This window comes from Micromonospora sp. NPDC005203 (assembly GCF_042872705.1).
Classification (GTDB): domain Bacteria; phylum Actinomycetota; class Actinomycetes; order Mycobacteriales; family Micromonosporaceae; genus Micromonospora.
Genome location: NZ_JBIAKV010000009.1, coordinates 50,116 through 65,642, shown reverse-complemented (window position 1 = coordinate 65,642; position 15,527 = coordinate 50,116). Strand labels below are relative to the sequence as shown.

The window sequence follows — 15,527 nt, the reverse complement described above, 5'->3', positions numbered from 1 at the left end:
GCGGTCGTGCGATGCCCGGCCGGTCCGGCAACGCCGGGCGGTGCGTCCAGCAACAGTCGGGCTATCCACGATCAACCGTCTGCCAGTGCTTCACCTGCTCCACCAGGGCACATCACCCCAGCCACCGCACCGGGGGCAGCTCGCCCTCGTCACCCAGGGTGTCAGGCTGCCCTCGGGTGTCGATCATGCGAGGACAGCCCACCGACCCTCGGGCCGGCACGTCAGTGAGCGTGGCTGCCGCCTGCGAAGGGAGTACTCACACCGTCGTAGACGAGCCGCAGCATCATGCCCTGCTCCTGATGCGGCAGGTTGTGGCAGTGGTTCATCCAGACACCCGGGTTGTTGGCGCGGAACGCCACCTCCCAGACCTCTCCCGGCCGCACATCGAAGGTGTCCACCCACAGCGGGCTTCCGGAGGACCGCTCTCCGTCCCTGGAGAGAACCAGCACGGAATGGCCGTGCAGGTGCCAAGGGTGAGTCTCAAGGCTCCGGTTGACCACCGTGAAGCGGACGACGTCCCCCTCGGCGACGAGCTGGTCGGGGACCGAAGGATGCCCGCGACCGTCGACGGTCTGGGCGAAGGCCGGGCGGCCGTCGACCATGGCCAGGGAGCGGTCCAGAACGATCGTGAAATGCCGATCGGCGTTGTCGGTGTCGAACGGTACGACCGCGGGCTCGCCGTAGTGCAGCAGGTCGAGCTCGGGCCAGTCGGAGGTCTCCGGGCGGGCCGGATCGTTCCCGGCGTAGCCGGTCGGGCGCAGCAGCAAGCCCTTGGCGTGGCCGTTGTCGACCACGAGTGCCACCGGCGTCTCCGGCATGGTCAGGACCGCGTCGTACCGACCGCCGGCGGGTATGCGGAGCCCGACCTCACGCAGCTCGCCCGGCCGGTGGAGATCGCGGCCGTCAACTGCCACCACCCGGAACGGCGTGTCGGTCAGCGCGAACCAGTGCGGATCCGAGTCGGTGTTGATCATCCGCAGTCGCACCAGCGCGCCCGGACGGGCGGCATGGACGGTGCGATCGGCCTGGTCCCCGATAACCGCGACGTCGTCGAAGGTGTGCACGGGCAGCGTCAGGTCCAGCTCTTCCGCCGGCTGTCTCTCTCGCGGACTCACAACGAGGGTCCCGTACAGCCCCTTGCGCACTCCGGGGTGCGATACCTGGTGCGTGTGATACCAGTACGTTCCCACCTGATCGGCCTGGAACCGGTAGACGAACTCACCGCCCGGCTTCACCGCGTGCTGTGTGGCGCCCGGCGCACCGTCCTCGCCGCACGGCACGTCGTACCCGTGCCAATGCACGGTGACCCCGTCGTCGATGTCGGTGTTGCGAAGCGTCACCTCGATGAGATCACCTTCGGTCGCGGTGATCGCCGTGCCGGGCAGCCGGCCATCGTAGGTCCACGCGTGGACCTCGCCTCCCGACGCGAGGCTCACGTTGGCGGTCCTGGCGGTGAGTGTGTGCCGCCGGGTGGTGCCGCCCGGCACCGGGACGCTGGGGCCTCGCAGATCGGCCACCGAGACCGTCGCGGTGGACCCGGAGGCAGGTGCTGGGCCTCCCCCGGTGACCACGCCCTCGGGATCCCGGAACAGCAGACCGACACCGGTGGCGCCTGATCCGACCGCGACCGCCCCGCCGGCCACGCCGAGGAACCTGCGGCGGGAGAGCTCCGTGGGACGTCGCGATCCCGGCACTCGGCTGCTGTCCGGGGAACTGGCGTCGGTCTGCTCTCCGGTCGGTGTCGTGATCACCCGCATGGTCAGGAGTGCGCTCGCGCAGACCAACGAGACGGCGATCAGCGCGGTGCTCCAGGTGAGGGGAAAGCCCGCGAAGAACGTCACCATCAGGCCGGCCAGCGCGGCGTATCCCGCCGTGAGCAGCGCGACGAGGCCGCCGGCGGGCAGACTCTCGCCGGGGGTCCGGTGCGCCGTACGCAACCAGGGCCCGGCGAGCAGCACGGCGGCCAGCCCCGCGGCGCCCAGCATGGGCAGGCCCAGCAGCACCTTCTCCTGCACGAACCACCAGCCCCGGCCGGACAGCGCCGCCACGGTGGCCACCCGGGCGAGCGTTACCAGGACCGCTCCGACGAGCAGGCCGAACGCGAGCCGATAGCGCCGGAGGGCCGCCGTGACACCGGCCGCGAGCCAGGAGGCGACACCCAGCAGCGCTACGGTGTAGTCGAAAAGGATCCAGTGGAGCGTACTCATGATACCGATCGCGCCGAGCCAGCAGTCGTGGTGGCGGGCGTCGTCGCTTTGCGGCCTCCCACCTTCTGCATGATCGTGTGGAGCACGGCCATCATGATCAGCCCGTTGACCGCGTGCAGGCCGAACACGAGCTGCCCGGCGGTCGTAGTGCTGCCCGAGTCCCCGAACGCCTTCGCGATGACCACGATCACGGGCTGCAGGATGCCGAGGCCGGCGACCAGGGCGGTGAGGCCGATGATCTGGCCGGGCATCCGTCCCACCGCGGCGACCACCGCCAACACCACGGCGAGGAAAACCGTGCCCATGCCCAGCAAGCGGTGGGGCCGGAATGCCTCGTCATTGGGCGCGCTGTTGAACGCACCGTTGCCGGCCAGGAAGAACAGCACGAAAATCGCGAGCATCAACAACGCCGCCAGCCCGACGAACGCTTTACGCATGGGAGTCCCTTCAGGTGGGTTGAGCCGCAGGGGTGTTCGGGTCTGTCCTGCCGGTCAGGCGGTGCGGCGGGAGCGGGCGACAGCCGGCACGCCGACGACCAAACCGGCCAGCCCCATCGAGGATCCCTTCGGCTGCCGAACAGAGGTACCTGCGTCAGCGTAGGCACCGAAGGGGTCACTGGTCGTCATGCGGAAGGAGCCAATTGATCTACTGCCGGGGCGGTACGCACCCGGGGCACTGCTGCATCCGCAGCAGCCACATACCACCGCCGCAGCATCGCGACCCGACTTGCATTCGGCCTCCCGACCGGTCAGCGGTGCAGGGGACTCACCAGGCCGGATTCGTAGGCGAAGACCACGAGCTGGGCGCGGTCGCGAGCCCGGAGCTTCGTCATAGCCCGATTGACATGGGTCTTCGCGGTCAGTGGGCTGATCACCATATGGTCGGCGATCTCATCGTTGGACAGGCCCCGCGCCGCCAGGACGACGGCCTCGCGTTCGCGGTTGGTCAGCTCCTCCATCCCCGGGCTGACCTCCGCGCCGGGCGGCTGCGCGACGTACCGGCCGATCAGCATTCTGGTGATCGACGGTGCGAGCAGGGCGTCACCCCGCGCGGCGACGCGAACGGCGTGCAGGAGGTCGTCCGGCACGATGTCCTTGACCAGGAACCCGGCGGCACCGCTGCGCAGCGCTTTGAAGACGTATTCATCCGAGCCGTAGTTGGTCAGAATGACCACTCGCACCCCGGCCAGGTCCGGGTCGGCGACGATCTGCTTGGTCGCCTCGATGCCGTCCATGACCGGCATCTGGATGTCGATCAGGGCGAGGTCGGGCAGGTACTCCCTGGCGAGGGCCAGCCCCTCCCTGCCGTTGGCGCCCTCGGCCACCACCTTGATGTCGTCTTCGGCGTCGAGAAGCGCGCGGAAGCCGCTGCGAAGGAGCGGCTGGTCGTCGACCAACAGGACACGGATCATGAAATTCGCGCCACCGGGAGTTCGGCCTGGACGGTGAATCCGCCCTCGGTACGCGGTTCCGCGCGCAGGCTGCCACCCAGGGCAGTGACGCGTTCGCGCATCCCCAGCAGCCCGACTCCGTGCACCGGCGCAGAGCTGGGCTTGGCAGTTCCGTCGTCATCGATCCGGATGGCGATGGCGTCTGGAAGGTAGTCGATCCGGATCGACGCGCTTGCAGCGGCGGCGTGGCGGGCGGTGTTGGTGAGCGACTCCTGGACGATCCGGTAGACGGTCCGGTCCACCGCGTCCGGCACGTCCTGCCGTTCTCCTTCGATCGTCAGCGTCGTGCTCAGGCCGATCCCATGGGCCCCCGCCAGCAGTTCCGGAAGGTGATCGAGCCCATGGGACGGCGAGTTGCTGGCGTCGCGCAGCGTCTCCAGGGTCGCCCGCAGCTCCCGGGTAGCCTCACGGCCAGCCTCCTGGATGGCCAGCAGGGACTCCGATACCTGTTCGCCACGCTTGCGGGCCAGGTGGACCGCGACTTCGGCCTGCACCTTGATGATCGAGATCTGGTGGGTGAGCGAATCGTGCAGCTCCCGTGCGATGTGCAGTCGTTCCTGGGTCGCGCGCAGCCGCGCGGTTTCCTCGCGGGTGTGCTCGGCCTCGTCCGCCCGCCGCTCGGCCTGCCGCAGCGCCTCACCCGCGGCAGCCGCAGCGATCAGCCAGGCCAATTCGAGGACACCGCGCGCCTGTGCGATCGGTTCCTTCGCAGCACCCTCGGGGGAGGCCATGATCGCGAGCGGAAGAACGGTCATCACAATCACGCTCACCACCAGCGTGCCGATCCGGTGCCCAGACCGTACGGCGGCGTACACCGCGATCAGGTACGCGACGGCGGGCACCGCGAAACCGATCGCGTTGTAGCTGACCACGCACAGCCCCGTGAAGATCAGGACGGGAATCGGAGCCCGGTTGATGGCCGCCAGCGCAAGGCCGCTCGTCACCACGAGCGCGTAGCCGAGCAGTTTGAGGCCCGTGGTGGAGTGTTCCCCCGCCAACGCGGTGACCAGCAGCGCTGCCGCCACGCCAACCGCGATGATCCAACTCTTGATACGGTTCCAGACATCGGAGAGTCCAGTCCTCATGAGCGCACTGTAGCCGAGCACACCAGCTTCGCGTCGCCGCAAACCGCGCCGCTGTCGCCGTGTGGTGCATGAGCTGTCCACCATGGACACATGCAGGCCCGTCGCCGCCGCCGACCGTCGCGTGTGGTCGTGGTCCGTACGACGGTCAGCCGCCGCGTGACGACCAGCCTCACGGGTCACGCCGCCCTACGGGGTATCGATCCCCTGGTCAGGTGGCGCCTCCGTCCGGGCCGGCACGGGCGATGACCCCGGTTCCTCGCGGTCCATGGTCCTCGGGGCCGCCGCGGGCGCCCCGCTCATCCCGCTGTGGTGGCTTCGCGGGTCCACCACGAAGAGCGGGATCAGATGGCGCAGGACTCTCGACAGGCCCTGTTTTCTTTCCTCAGGAGGCACTTCTCTGTATCGGTTCACTCCTTTGACAGCCCTTTGACGAACGGCCGGGGCTGGACGCCGCGGACGACTCCGGCGTCGATGCCGTGGCCTTCCACGAAACGGCGTTCAGGGACATTCGAGAGCAGAGTCACGATGGGATGGTCCATGCTCGGATGAGGCCATTGGACAATGCGCGGCAGCGGGATCTCGGACATCCGGAATGGACCCGACTCGGCAGTCGAGAGCTATCCCGAGTGATGTGATGCGATCACCCCCTACCTCCCCATGTCTGACTAATTCCTTGAGAACACGCCGGTTCAAGCGCGGAAACTCTGACCTGTTCCATTCCGGACGCGCGCACCGATCCGAAGGCATTGCGATTTCGGCACCAGCGCATCCGCGGTCTGCACGGCTCAACGCCGAGTCGGCATAGCCTGACAGTAATCTCGCCGCGTCGTCCTGCACACTACTCACGCGAGTAGTGCACGCTGATACACGTATTTACGCCGTCCCACCCCAGATCCCGTATAACTGAGTCAGCTCATCCGACATCAGGTGCCTCGACTGTCCGGTCGGACAGTCGAGGCACCGCGATGACGGCCATGCCCCGGACACGCGTCGGACGATCCTCCAGAGAGACACGGAGCGGTATGCATGAGTTCACTGGTAGGGCGTGAGCACGCACTGTCCTCGTTGGGTAGCCGTCTGGACGCCACCCTGCGGGGGTCGAGCAGTTGCGTCATCGTCGACGGACCCTTCGGTGTCGGCAAGACGCACCTGCTGAAGGCCACGGCCCTGGAGGCGGCCGAGCGCGGCCTGACCGTGGTCGCCGGCCGAGTGAGCGTCACCGATCAGCCGATCCCCGTACACCTGCTCATCAATTTCCTGCGTCACGTGATACCGGGTGAAGTCGACTTCGATGAGCTGGCCCGCCCGGACAGGAACCCCTTCTGGTTGATGGATCGTGTCGGCGAGCTGGTCAGGAGCGCCGCGCGCAGACATCCCGTGGCAATCGTCCTGGACGATGCCCAGCGGCTCGACGACGTCAGCGCCCTGGCCCTGCGGGGGCTCGTGCAGTCGCTGGCCTCGTCACCGGTGCTGTGGCTGCTCGCACGCCGACCGGTTCCCATCCGGTCCCTCGCCCAGCATGCCGTCGACTGGCTGGTCGAGCACGTCGCGGTGCGGCTTCACCTGGGGCCGCTGGAAGGCGCGGCGGTAACCGAGTTCTGCACCGGCATCCTCGGCGCCAAACCGGACGCATCCATGCTCAGCTGGGCGGCCCGCTGCGGAGGCAATCCGTGGCTGATGGAGAACGTCTTCAGCGCGCTCACCAGAGCAGGACAGATAATCATCGCGGACGGCGCGGCTTCGGTGGTGTCCGACCGTCTGCCCAAAGGCGTTCTCACCGCTGTCGCCAGCCTGCTGGACGAGATGTCGCCCGAGGTTCGGCGACTGCTGGTCAACGGCCGGAGGATCGGCCAGACGTTTACGGTCGAGGAGGTGGCGACCTTGCTCGGCGAGCCGGCTCACGAGCTGTCCTGCGGCGCCGACGAGGCCGTGCAGGTCGGCCTGATGCGACGCGATGGCACAAAGCTGACGTTCGCGCAGCAGGTGGTCGGAGAGTCGCTGCAGTACGACCCGTTCCAGGAAGGGGCGCCCGGCGCCGTGTCCACTCCCGCGGCCACCCCTTCCCCACCCAACGTCGCGAAAGCCCGTTCCGTGTGGCTGGTGCCACTCCCCCCGGTCGTGACGCCCTCCGCTCCGCCGCTGCCACGGGAGCGAGGACGTGGCGACGACGTGGCGGCTCGGGCCATCGCCCAGCTGGAGCGAACGTTCGACGAGGCGCCACGAACGCTGGCACGTGCCCTGCGCCTGCTTGCCACGGCGGGTAAGTGCGCCGAAGCCTGCCGTCTCGCGGACGTGGCCCTTCGCCCTGGTATCGAGGCGGCGACCGAGGCGCACCTCGTACTCGAGCTGGGACAGGGACTGCGGGACGCCGCCAGCCACGGTATGACGGTCGAGCTTCTTCAGCGAACCCTGGCCCGACAGGACGTCTGTGAGCTGGATCGGGCCAAATTGAATCGGGCGCTCGAGGACACCACGAACCGCATGAGCGACGTGCCCGGCGGCGTCTTGGCACCGTGGCGCACGCAGCCCCCGGCCCCGTACTCCCGCGACACCAGTGAGCGCCCGCTCTGGACGTGGCTGGTCCGGGCCCTCCTCGCGGCCGATCACTTCGAAGAGGCGACATCCGTCCTCGCCACCGTCGAGCAGGACGCGGACAATCTCGGAGCGGCCTGGTCGGAGTCCCTGTGGCACGGCCACCGCGCCGAACTCCTGGTTGCGGCAGGTCGACTCGAGGAAGCCCGGCTCGAGGCCGAGGCCGCGCTTCGTCCGGCCGAGCGGTCGGCGTCGGCAGACTCCGTACCCGCGCGCCTCGTGCTGGCCCACATCAGCATGCATCAGGGTGATCTCGCCACCGCCAGTACCCAGCTGCGCATGACCGAAAGGTTGATGACCGGTGACGCGACAGCCGACAAGGCTCGACTGAACTGGGCGCTCGCGCAGTTCCACGCGGTGAGTGGGCGTCCAGCGATGACAGTCCAGACCCTGGTCAACAGCGAGGGGCACGTCGGACCCGACCCCCTGCTCTTCATCGAAGCTCCGACGGCTGCGGCGACGCTCATCCTCCAGGCCAAGCGGGCGGGCCTCGGCTCGGAGGCCGAACGGGCGGCCGAGTTCGCCCGGCGGATCGCCCAGCGCAACCCGGTGGTGCAGTCGCTGGCGGGGGGCGCCGAGCACGCCGAGGGCGTCCTGCGCAACGACCCGGTCGCTCTGCACCGCGCCGCGGATATTCACCGATTAGCCGGACGTCCGCTGGCGGCGGCGACCGCGCTCGAGGACGCGGCGCGGGTGGAGCAGAGCCTGCGGAACAAGGCCCGAGCGGCCCGGCTACTCGCCTCCGCCGTGGATCTCTATCTGGAATGCGGCGCGCAGGGTGACGTGGACCGGGTGCGGGAAAAGCTGCGTCATCTCGACGCGCACAATGTCCGTCGGCTGGATGCCGAGCGGCCCAAGTCGGGCTGGGAAAGCCTGACGAGCGCAGAGCTTCGCGTCATCCGGGCGATCATCGACGGCAGGACCAACCGGGAGGCGGCGAGCGCACTGTTCCTGTCGCCGCACACCGTCGACAGCCATCTCCGGCGGGTGTTCTCGAAGCTAAAGATCAACAGCCGCGTCGAACTGACCAGGCACTTCATCGCCCACGAGGCCTTCCCATCCAGGGTCTCGGCACAGCGATCAGGTAGTACCCGGTAGACCAGTCCGCCGGCTGATCAGATCAGCCGGCGGAACCGATGAATGGTTTTCTGCGGTTCTTCCGACTATCAGCCGGCCCGACCGTCGGCGCGGCCGGAGCCCCATTTCTCCTCATCCATCGAATAGACCGCCGCTCTGCTCGAGTACATCGCAGCCGCGTTTGCCAACTCGACACGGGTGTTGATGTCCAACTTCTTGTAGACCTTGCGGAGGTGGTAGTTCACCGTGTGCGCCGACAGATGCACCTGTTTGGCGATCTGCCGATTCGTCAAGCCCACGCTCACCAGATAGGCGATACGATGCTCCATGTCGGAAAGAGCGGACCAGCGGGTGGCAAGTCGCGAAGTGCCCTCTTCGGAGTGGGCCGACGCGACCGGCCGTGCCCCCGCCGGCGCTTTGGCCGCATAGAGCTTGGCGAGTTCCTCGGTCGCCAGGGCCACTGAGATCGGATCCGGCGACTGCACGATGATGAGGGCGAGCGCGGCCGAGGCACTGTTCGCCAGGGCATTTGCATGCATGGCAGTCAATCCAATAATCGGGAAATCAGGATTGTCCTCCGCCAGACCGTCGACCGTCCGGAGAACGCTGTACTCAAGGTCGCTGTCGCCCACGTCTCGCGCGAGAAGCACCAGGAAGGCAGCGGCACTCGGAACCTCGATGTACAGGCTCCGCTGCGTCGGCAGATGGCTGTACTTGCCGGACAGTAGCTGAGCCGCCTCGCTGGGTCCTTCCTTCTTGACCGCGATGAGCATCTCGGCCCAGGCATACTGCACGGAGTCGAGCACCACCTGGCTCGCCGCGGCGGTATGCGCCCGCTGCAGGTACTCGATGGCCGCGGGCAGGTCCTCCATGTAGAACGATGCGGTACTGAGCACCGAGTAGGCAAGGGGTCCGAGCATGGGAACGGCGTCCCGCTCCTCCGCGGCGATCGCCAGCGCCGCCTCCCGACGCGCGTCCCCGATACGACCGGACTGAAGGAACAGCCGGGCCCGCACGGCCGCACACGCTGCCGTCCAGACCGGTACGGGCAGTCCGCGCAGAGCGGCCTCGGCGTCATCGATAAGCGTCTCGGCCGCGTCGAATTCGCGAAGGCTCACAAGTTTCCCGGCCAGAGCGAGTTGGGAATGAAGACACCAGACCGGATGAGCATGCTCGCTGAGGCGAACCGCGTTGCGACCGAGCTTGAGGCCCTCGGACAACCGCCCCGTACGCCACAGCACATTGGATCGTGCCGTCAGCGCCATCGCTGCGGCGATATCCCCCGGCCCGGCCCCTCGCTCCCGCAGGATCCGCTCGGAGGCGATCTCGGCTTCTGCCCTGCCGAGCAGGTGGTAACCCAGAACAAGAGACGCCTCCGCGTCGAGCCGAGCGGCCAAAGAGATGCCCGGACTGGCGAGAACTCGCTCCGCCGCACGGACTCCGGCTGCCGCGTCCCCGTTCATAATCAGGCTGTGCGCCCGGGAGCACGCCCCGCCGGCTTCGTCCTTGACGATGCCTGACGATCCGCTCGGCCGCTCGGCCAGCCAAGGCCGCTGACCGTACGCCGGGGTACGTCTTCTGGAAAGACTCATCGCCTCCCGCCGCAGGGCGTCACGTGCGGGGGCGGGGATGGACTCGATGATCGCCTCCAGAACAAAATCGCTCTGAAACGCAAGTTGGTGCTCGGCGGCGACGACGAATCCTGATGCCATTGCTTCGTCCAAGGGAGAGAGCAGTGTTCCTGAAGATCTGTCCAGCAATCCTGCCACATCCTCCAGTCTGAAGGATTTCCCCAATGCCGCTGCCACCTTCAAGAACTGCTGACAGCTCGCACTTAGGTCATTCAGCCGGCACACCACAAATTCCAGGACGCGACGGGGAGTCCGCCGCGAAACAAGTTTTAACGTGCCATTAACGCCCCGACCGCCACTGACTTCCCGAACAAGCCCCTCCTCGGCAAGCCCGAGCGCCAACTCGGCGAGTAGCTGGGGATTCCCGCCCGCGCCGGCGGCGAAGTCGATCAACTCATGGTCCAAGGCGGCCCCGAGGATGTACTGCAAGACCCGCTCGTCGGCATCCTCGCCCGGCGGCCGCGGCACCAACCCGTTGGTGACACACACGGCGGCCAGAACCGCGTCTGACCTCTGGTTCTTTAGTTTCGGTCCCGTTGTCATAATCCCCCCGAGATTATGCGCACGCACCTGAATGAAGACCTTTAAATCGATAGGTCACGATCACGCTACCACAAACAATGGCGCTCATGGATCATGTTTGGGCCGCACCCCCGGCCACCAGGCAACAGGGGTAAGTCGTGGCCATTCGGGCAGCCGCGACCAATATCGGACTAAACTGAGCAGTAACGTCAACGGCATTACTCCCCGCTACTTTTTCGCTCACCTTCGGTCGGGGCATCGCTCGCCCGTCCCGACCTGACTTACTACCCCTTGTCGTGCACCTGAACGGGGCGTGTCGCCGAGTCGGGCGGAGCTGGTGGACCGCTGACAGGGGCCCGGCGCCCCCTCGCGGGTAGGTCTACGTTGCCGCCGGCACTCTGGCGGCCCTAGATCAACGGCGGCGCCGCCCACCGAGGTGTGCGGGCGACCAAGGCCGGTGCGGCCGCGCACCAGCGGGGGGCGCAGCCCGTCCCGGCCGGCCCCGCCTACCGCGCATCACCCCAGGTGTTCCTGATCGAACGCACCGTCACCGTGGGCCGCCGCACCACACCTACCAGACGCAGCGCCTGTCGACCGGATCGAGCGCCCGCCGGGTCGGAATGGTCGCCATGGCTCGTCCACCCGAAGCACCCGACGCGCGGGAGTCGTGCGCCACGGGGGAATAGCGGGCCGAGCATCGAGACACCCCGTGCGTCGTACGACATTGCGCGATTCGCGCAAGCGCTGCTGCGTATGCCGCCTCAGGTGGCAATGAATCGGCGCGAGACTGACGTTCGCCCGAGTCGTCTACCAGGACACCTGACCATCACGACATCGATGCGGAGACAACAGGAACTCCGATCGCCGGGCCGGTAGGGTATCTCCGAGCGGTCCGGCACATCAACATCCTGAAATTGCGGTTCAGCCATTACACATTGACCGATTTTGACGACAGGTGCGGCCAGTTGAAAGCCCTCGCCAGATCGCCACCGGCGGTAATGCTCGAAACATCGAACACGACATAGAGCCGCAAATGCGTCGACTGTCTGAATCTGCCCCTCCCGACGACGGCGAATGCCGACGAGCTGTACTGCGGATGGAGTACCGCGCCCGTGGTAGCGCGATCCGAAAAGTGCCTTCATCTGGATCTCGACGCGGGCACCCCCGAACACGAGTATTGCACTGCAAGCTAAATAACTATGAGGAGAAGCTGATGCCTACCGAGAGTCCACGTACTGATGGAGCTCTGGCGGGACTGGCCCGGTTCTGTTATCGGCGTCGTCGACTGGTGCTCCTGAGCTGGATCGTCGGCGTCGTCGCCGTGGCGTTCCTCGGCTTCAGCTACGGCGCCCCCTCCGACAATTCGTTCTCCGGCGGGGACTCCCACTCCGCCCAGGCCCAGGCCCTGATCGAGAAGCACTTCCCCGACCAGCAGGGCGACACGCTCACGCTCGCGATCAAGGCGGACAAGGGGATCGACGACCCCGCCGCTCGCCAGAAGATCGAAAAGGTCCTCGCCGACCTGGCCGCCTCGCCGATCACCGGGCCGGTGATCTCGCCCTACGAGGACCAGAACCTCGTGACGGCGGATCGTCATATCGCCAGGACGACCATTCCGCTGACCAATGTTGACGTATCGATCTCCGAGGTCAAGCCTCTGGTGGATACCGTCAAGGACGCATCCGCCGACGGCGTGACGCTGGGGCTGGGCGGCGAGAAGGCCGAGGAGGCGGAGACGCCCCCGCAGGGCACGGCCGAGGCGGTGGGCATCCTGGCGGCAGCGGTGATCCTGTTCATCGCCTTCGGGTCGCTGGTGGCGATGGGCCTGCCCCTCATAACCGCACTGCTGGCGGTAGTCGGCGGCATAGCCCTGATGCAGCTCGCGGGGCACCTGATCCCCTCGCCCGACTTCACGGTGATCGTGGCCGTCCTGATCGGACTCGGCGTCGGAATCGACTACGCGTTGTTTATCCTGACCCGCTACAAGGACAGCCTGCAGGAGGGCGACGATCCCGAGAGCGCCACGGTCAAGGCCATCACCACCGCGGGTCACGCGGTTCTTTTCGCCGGCACGACCGTGGTGATCGCGCTGCTGGGCCTGGTCGCCATGGGCCAGAAGATGATGATCGGCGTGGCGATCGGCGCGTCGACGACCGTGCTGGTGACGATGAGCGCCGCGGTCACCCTGCTGCCGGCGCTCCTGGGCTTCACCGGCCTCAAGATCAACTCGCTGAGCCTCCCCCGTCGGACGACCCGCCGGACGGCGACAACCGGCATACCGACGCGGGAGCGCTCCACGCCCGCCGAGCGCTGGGCCGGCGTGGTGCAGCGCAAGCCACTCGTCGCCGCGGTCCTGGCCACCGCGATCCTGCTGGTGCTGGCCGCACCCGCGCTGTCGATGCGGCTGAGCCTGCCCGACGCCAGCGTCCAGCCCCATGACCGGAGCAGCTACACCTCGTACGAGATCCTCTCGGAGGGCTTCGGCCCCGGATACGGCGCGCCCTTCGTCTTCGCCGCTGCGGTCGACTCCCGCGACGCCGACCTGAGCCCCGTCGTCGAGGCGGTCCGGAACACCGAGGGCATCGCCTACTCGACTCCGCCCCGGATCAGCGAGGACGGGCAGGCCGCCATCTTCATGGCGTTCCCCAAGACCGGGTACCAGGACGAGGCGACCGCCGACCTGGTGCACGAGTTGCGCGACGACGTGCTGCCCGCGACGCCAGGCGGCGAAGACGTCTACCTCGGCGGCCCGAACGCCGGCGCGATCGACTACGCGGAAGACACCAGCTCACGACTGCCCCTGATGATCGGGGTCGTCATCGTGCTGTCCCTGGTGCTGCTGCTCCTGCTGGTCCGGTCGGTCACGATCGCGCTGCAGGCCGCGGTGATGAACCTGCTGTCGATCGGCGCGGCCTATGGCGTGTTGGTCGCGGTCGTGCAGTGGGGATGGCTCGGCTCGGCCCTCGGGTTCCCCACCGAGATGCCCATCACGACCTGGGTGCCGATGATGATGTTCCCGCTCCTGTTCGGCCTGTCGATGGACTACGAGGTCTTCCTGATCTCGCGGATCCGGGAGGAGTACGAGGCCACCGGCGACACCCGCAGGGCCGTCACGCGCGGCTTGGCACGGACCGCCAAGGTCATCACCGCCGCCGCCGCCATCATGATCGCCGTCTTCACGACCGCCCTGCTCGGCCCCGACGTCTCGGTCAAGCAGATCGGTCTCGGCATGGCTGTCGCCGTGCTCGTCGACGCCACGATCATCCGGATGATCCTCGTCCCGGCGGTGATGGAACTGTGCGGCAACGCCAACTGGTGGATGCCCGGACGTCGGGCACCAAAGGTCACCTCGGCACCCCCGGCCGAGGTTGAGGAAGCGGCCAGAGTCTGACCCTTCCTCGGGAGGAGTGCGGGGAACCCCCTAACACATTCCCCGCACTCCTTCCCCAAGCCCCCACCGCAATAGGGTCCGCCATACGGCGAGTCGCTCGGCCCGCTCGTGGTCGCGCCGATCGCCGATGCCCCCGCCGGTCAGCTCTCGCAGAGTTTCCGGTGGGAACTGATGTCGTCGAGTGTCTGGTGAAGTTCGGAGATACGTCTGTGGGCTTCGGCGGTCAGTTCCGTGTGGAGCCGCTTCCAGTCATCGAATGTCGGACTCGGGCCAAGGGTCCCCAGCAGGGTTGCGATCTCGTTGATGCTGAGCCCGATCCGCTGGGCGACCTGTGCGACTCTCACCCGGCAGGCGGCGTGGTCATCGAACCGGCGCTGGTTGCCGCTGGTACGGATGGCGGTGATCAGGCCACGAGCCTCGTAGAACCGGACCGCCGAACTGCTTACACCGCTGTCCCGGGCGACGTCGCCGACGGTGAACGTTGCCATCAGCCCATCTCACCTTCCGGTTGACTTCAACCAATGTTGAAGTTCTAACGTTGCCAACAGAAATTGTCAACGGCGGTCCGGCACCGGCGGGCCAGACGGATCAGGGGAAATCACGTGCGTGCGATTCAGGTAACCGAGTACGGCGGTCCGGCGGTACTGGTGCCGGTAGACCTGCCCGACCCGCAAGCAGGGAACGGCGAGGTTGTCGTACGGGCCGAGGCTATCGACACCATCTATCTTGAAACCCAGATCCGGGGTGGTTGGGGCGAGGTGCTCGGTGTCACTACGCCTTATGTACCCGGTGGCGCAGCAGCGGGAACGGTGGTCTCCACCGGTTCCGGCGTCCCCGCGTCCTGGCTAGGCCGACGAGTCGTTGCCGGCCCCGGAACGCGGGGATCCTATGCCGAGCTGATCCGCACCGGCACGGACCGGCTGGTGCCGGTCCCCGACGGCCTAGACCTGCGGGCCGCGGCTGCTCTTGCGCACGACGGTGTCACCGCCACCGGCATCATCGACGGAGTTGCAGTCAAGCCGGGCGACCGGGTGCTGATCCTGGGAGCCGCCGGCGGCATGGGAACGCTGCTGGTCCAGCTTGTGCACCAGCTTGGCGCACAGGTCGTCGGGGCTGCCCGTGGCGCGGTCAAGCTCGCGCTGGTGCGGCGGCTCGGTGCCGACGCTGTCGTCGACTACACCGAGGACAGCTGGACCGACGCGGTACGTGACGCCTTTGGCGGCCTACCGGTCGACGTGCTGCTGGACGGCGTCGGGGGCGCTCTGGGCACGCAGGCATTCCAGCTGGTGGCCGACGGCGGACGCGTGTCGGCGCATGGGGCGGCGAGCGGCGACTTCGCCACAACGGACCAACAGAGCACCGGCTCCCGCGGCATTGTGGTGCGTGGTATCGCGGACGTTCAGTTCGAGGCGCGGGACATGGTGCGGCTCGCAAGCAAGGCTCTGACCGACGCCGCGGCGGGACGGGTACGTCCGGTCATCGCACAGGAATATCCGCTGTCCAGGGCAGCCGACGCTCACCGTGCGATGGAGGCTCGGTCGATCCCGGGTAAGGCGCTGCTCATTCCGTGAT

Annotated in this window: 9 protein-coding genes; 3 read left to right on the top strand and 6 right to left on the bottom strand. The window is 67.5% G+C overall.

The annotated features are described in order from the left end of the window. Positions 1–221: 221 nt before the first annotated feature. The 4 genes from ACFYPM_RS20395 to ACFYPM_RS20380 form a co-directional block, all read right to left on the bottom strand. Positions 222–2,207, bottom strand: coding sequence for a multicopper oxidase domain-containing protein (locus tag ACFYPM_RS20395; RefSeq protein WP_387199040.1), 1,986 nt, complete (start codon positions 2,205–2,207; stop codon positions 222–224). Beyond that, the gene (locus tag ACFYPM_RS20390; RefSeq protein WP_387199037.1) at positions 2,204–2,644 is read right to left on the bottom strand and encodes a DUF6220 domain-containing protein; all 441 of its coding nucleotides are present in this window, start codon (positions 2,642–2,644) and stop codon (positions 2,204–2,206) included. The genes ACFYPM_RS20395 and ACFYPM_RS20390 overlap by 4 nt, the downstream gene beginning before the upstream one ends. Positions 2,645–2,955: 311 nt before the next feature. After that, positions 2,956–3,618 (bottom strand): response regulator, encoded by a 663-nt coding sequence (locus tag ACFYPM_RS20385; RefSeq protein WP_387199034.1) that lies wholly within the window; start codon positions 3,616–3,618, stop codon positions 2,956–2,958. Next, positions 3,615–4,742, bottom strand: coding sequence for a sensor histidine kinase (locus ACFYPM_RS20380; RefSeq protein ID WP_387199030.1), 1,128 nt, complete (start codon positions 4,740–4,742; stop codon positions 3,615–3,617). Before ACFYPM_RS20380 ends, ACFYPM_RS20385 begins: the two co-directional genes overlap by 4 nt. 1,026 nt (positions 4,743–5,768) lie before the next feature. On the opposite strand from ACFYPM_RS20380, the gene ACFYPM_RS20375 reads away from it, so the two are divergent. Beyond that, on the top strand, positions 5,769–8,432 hold the full coding sequence (locus tag ACFYPM_RS20375) for a BREX system ATP-binding domain-containing protein (protein ID WP_387199027.1): 2,664 nt from the start codon (positions 5,769–5,771) through the stop codon (positions 8,430–8,432). A 68-nt stretch (positions 8,433–8,500) separates the two neighbouring features. Here ACFYPM_RS20375 and ACFYPM_RS20370 read toward each other — a convergent pair whose 3' ends face one another. After that, positions 8,501–10,510: a LuxR C-terminal-related transcriptional regulator gene (locus ACFYPM_RS20370; RefSeq protein WP_387199024.1), complete on the bottom strand. Its 2,010-nt coding sequence runs from the start codon at positions 10,508–10,510 to the stop codon at positions 8,501–8,503. Between the two features lie 1,009 nt (positions 10,511–11,519). Here ACFYPM_RS20370 and ACFYPM_RS20365 point away from each other — a divergent pair. Next, a complete protein-coding gene (locus ACFYPM_RS20365) occupies positions 11,520–13,955 on the top strand; it encodes an MMPL family transporter (RefSeq protein ID WP_387199021.1) in 2,436 nt (811 codons plus the stop codon). A gap of 140 nt (positions 13,956–14,095) precedes the next feature. On the opposite strand, the gene ACFYPM_RS20360 is transcribed toward ACFYPM_RS20365, so the two are convergent. Then, on the bottom strand, positions 14,096–14,443 hold the full coding sequence (locus ACFYPM_RS20360) for a MerR family DNA-binding transcriptional regulator (RefSeq protein ID WP_387199018.1): 348 nt from the start codon (positions 14,441–14,443) through the stop codon (positions 14,096–14,098). 114 nt (positions 14,444–14,557) lie between these two features. Here ACFYPM_RS20360 and ACFYPM_RS20355 point away from each other — a divergent pair, with 114 nt between their 5' ends. Continuing rightward, on the top strand, positions 14,558–15,526 hold the full coding sequence (locus tag ACFYPM_RS20355) for a zinc-binding dehydrogenase (protein ID WP_387199015.1): 969 nt from the start codon (positions 14,558–14,560) through the stop codon (positions 15,524–15,526). The last annotated feature ends 1 nt before the right edge of the window (position 15,527 follow it).

Coding starts and splice junctions, on each gene's coding strand:
- ACFYPM_RS20395 (WP_387199040.1), bottom strand. CDS start 2,207: ATGAGTACGCTCCACTGGATCCTTTTCGACTACACCGTAGCGCTGCTG.
- ACFYPM_RS20390 (WP_387199037.1), bottom strand. CDS start 2,644: ATGCGTAAAGCGTTCGTCGGGCTGGCGGCGTTGTTGATGCTCGCGATT.
- ACFYPM_RS20385 (WP_387199034.1), bottom strand. CDS start 3,618: ATGATCCGTGTCCTGTTGGTCGACGACCAGCCGCTCCTTCGCAGCGGC.
- ACFYPM_RS20380 (WP_387199030.1), bottom strand. CDS start 4,742: ATGAGGACTGGACTCTCCGATGTCTGGAACCGTATCAAGAGTTGGATC.
- ACFYPM_RS20375 (WP_387199027.1), top strand. CDS start 5,769: ATGAGTTCACTGGTAGGGCGTGAGCACGCACTGTCCTCGTTGGGTAGC.
- ACFYPM_RS20360 (WP_387199018.1), bottom strand. CDS start 14,443: ATGGCAACGTTCACCGTCGGCGACGTCGCCCGGGACAGCGGTGTAAGC.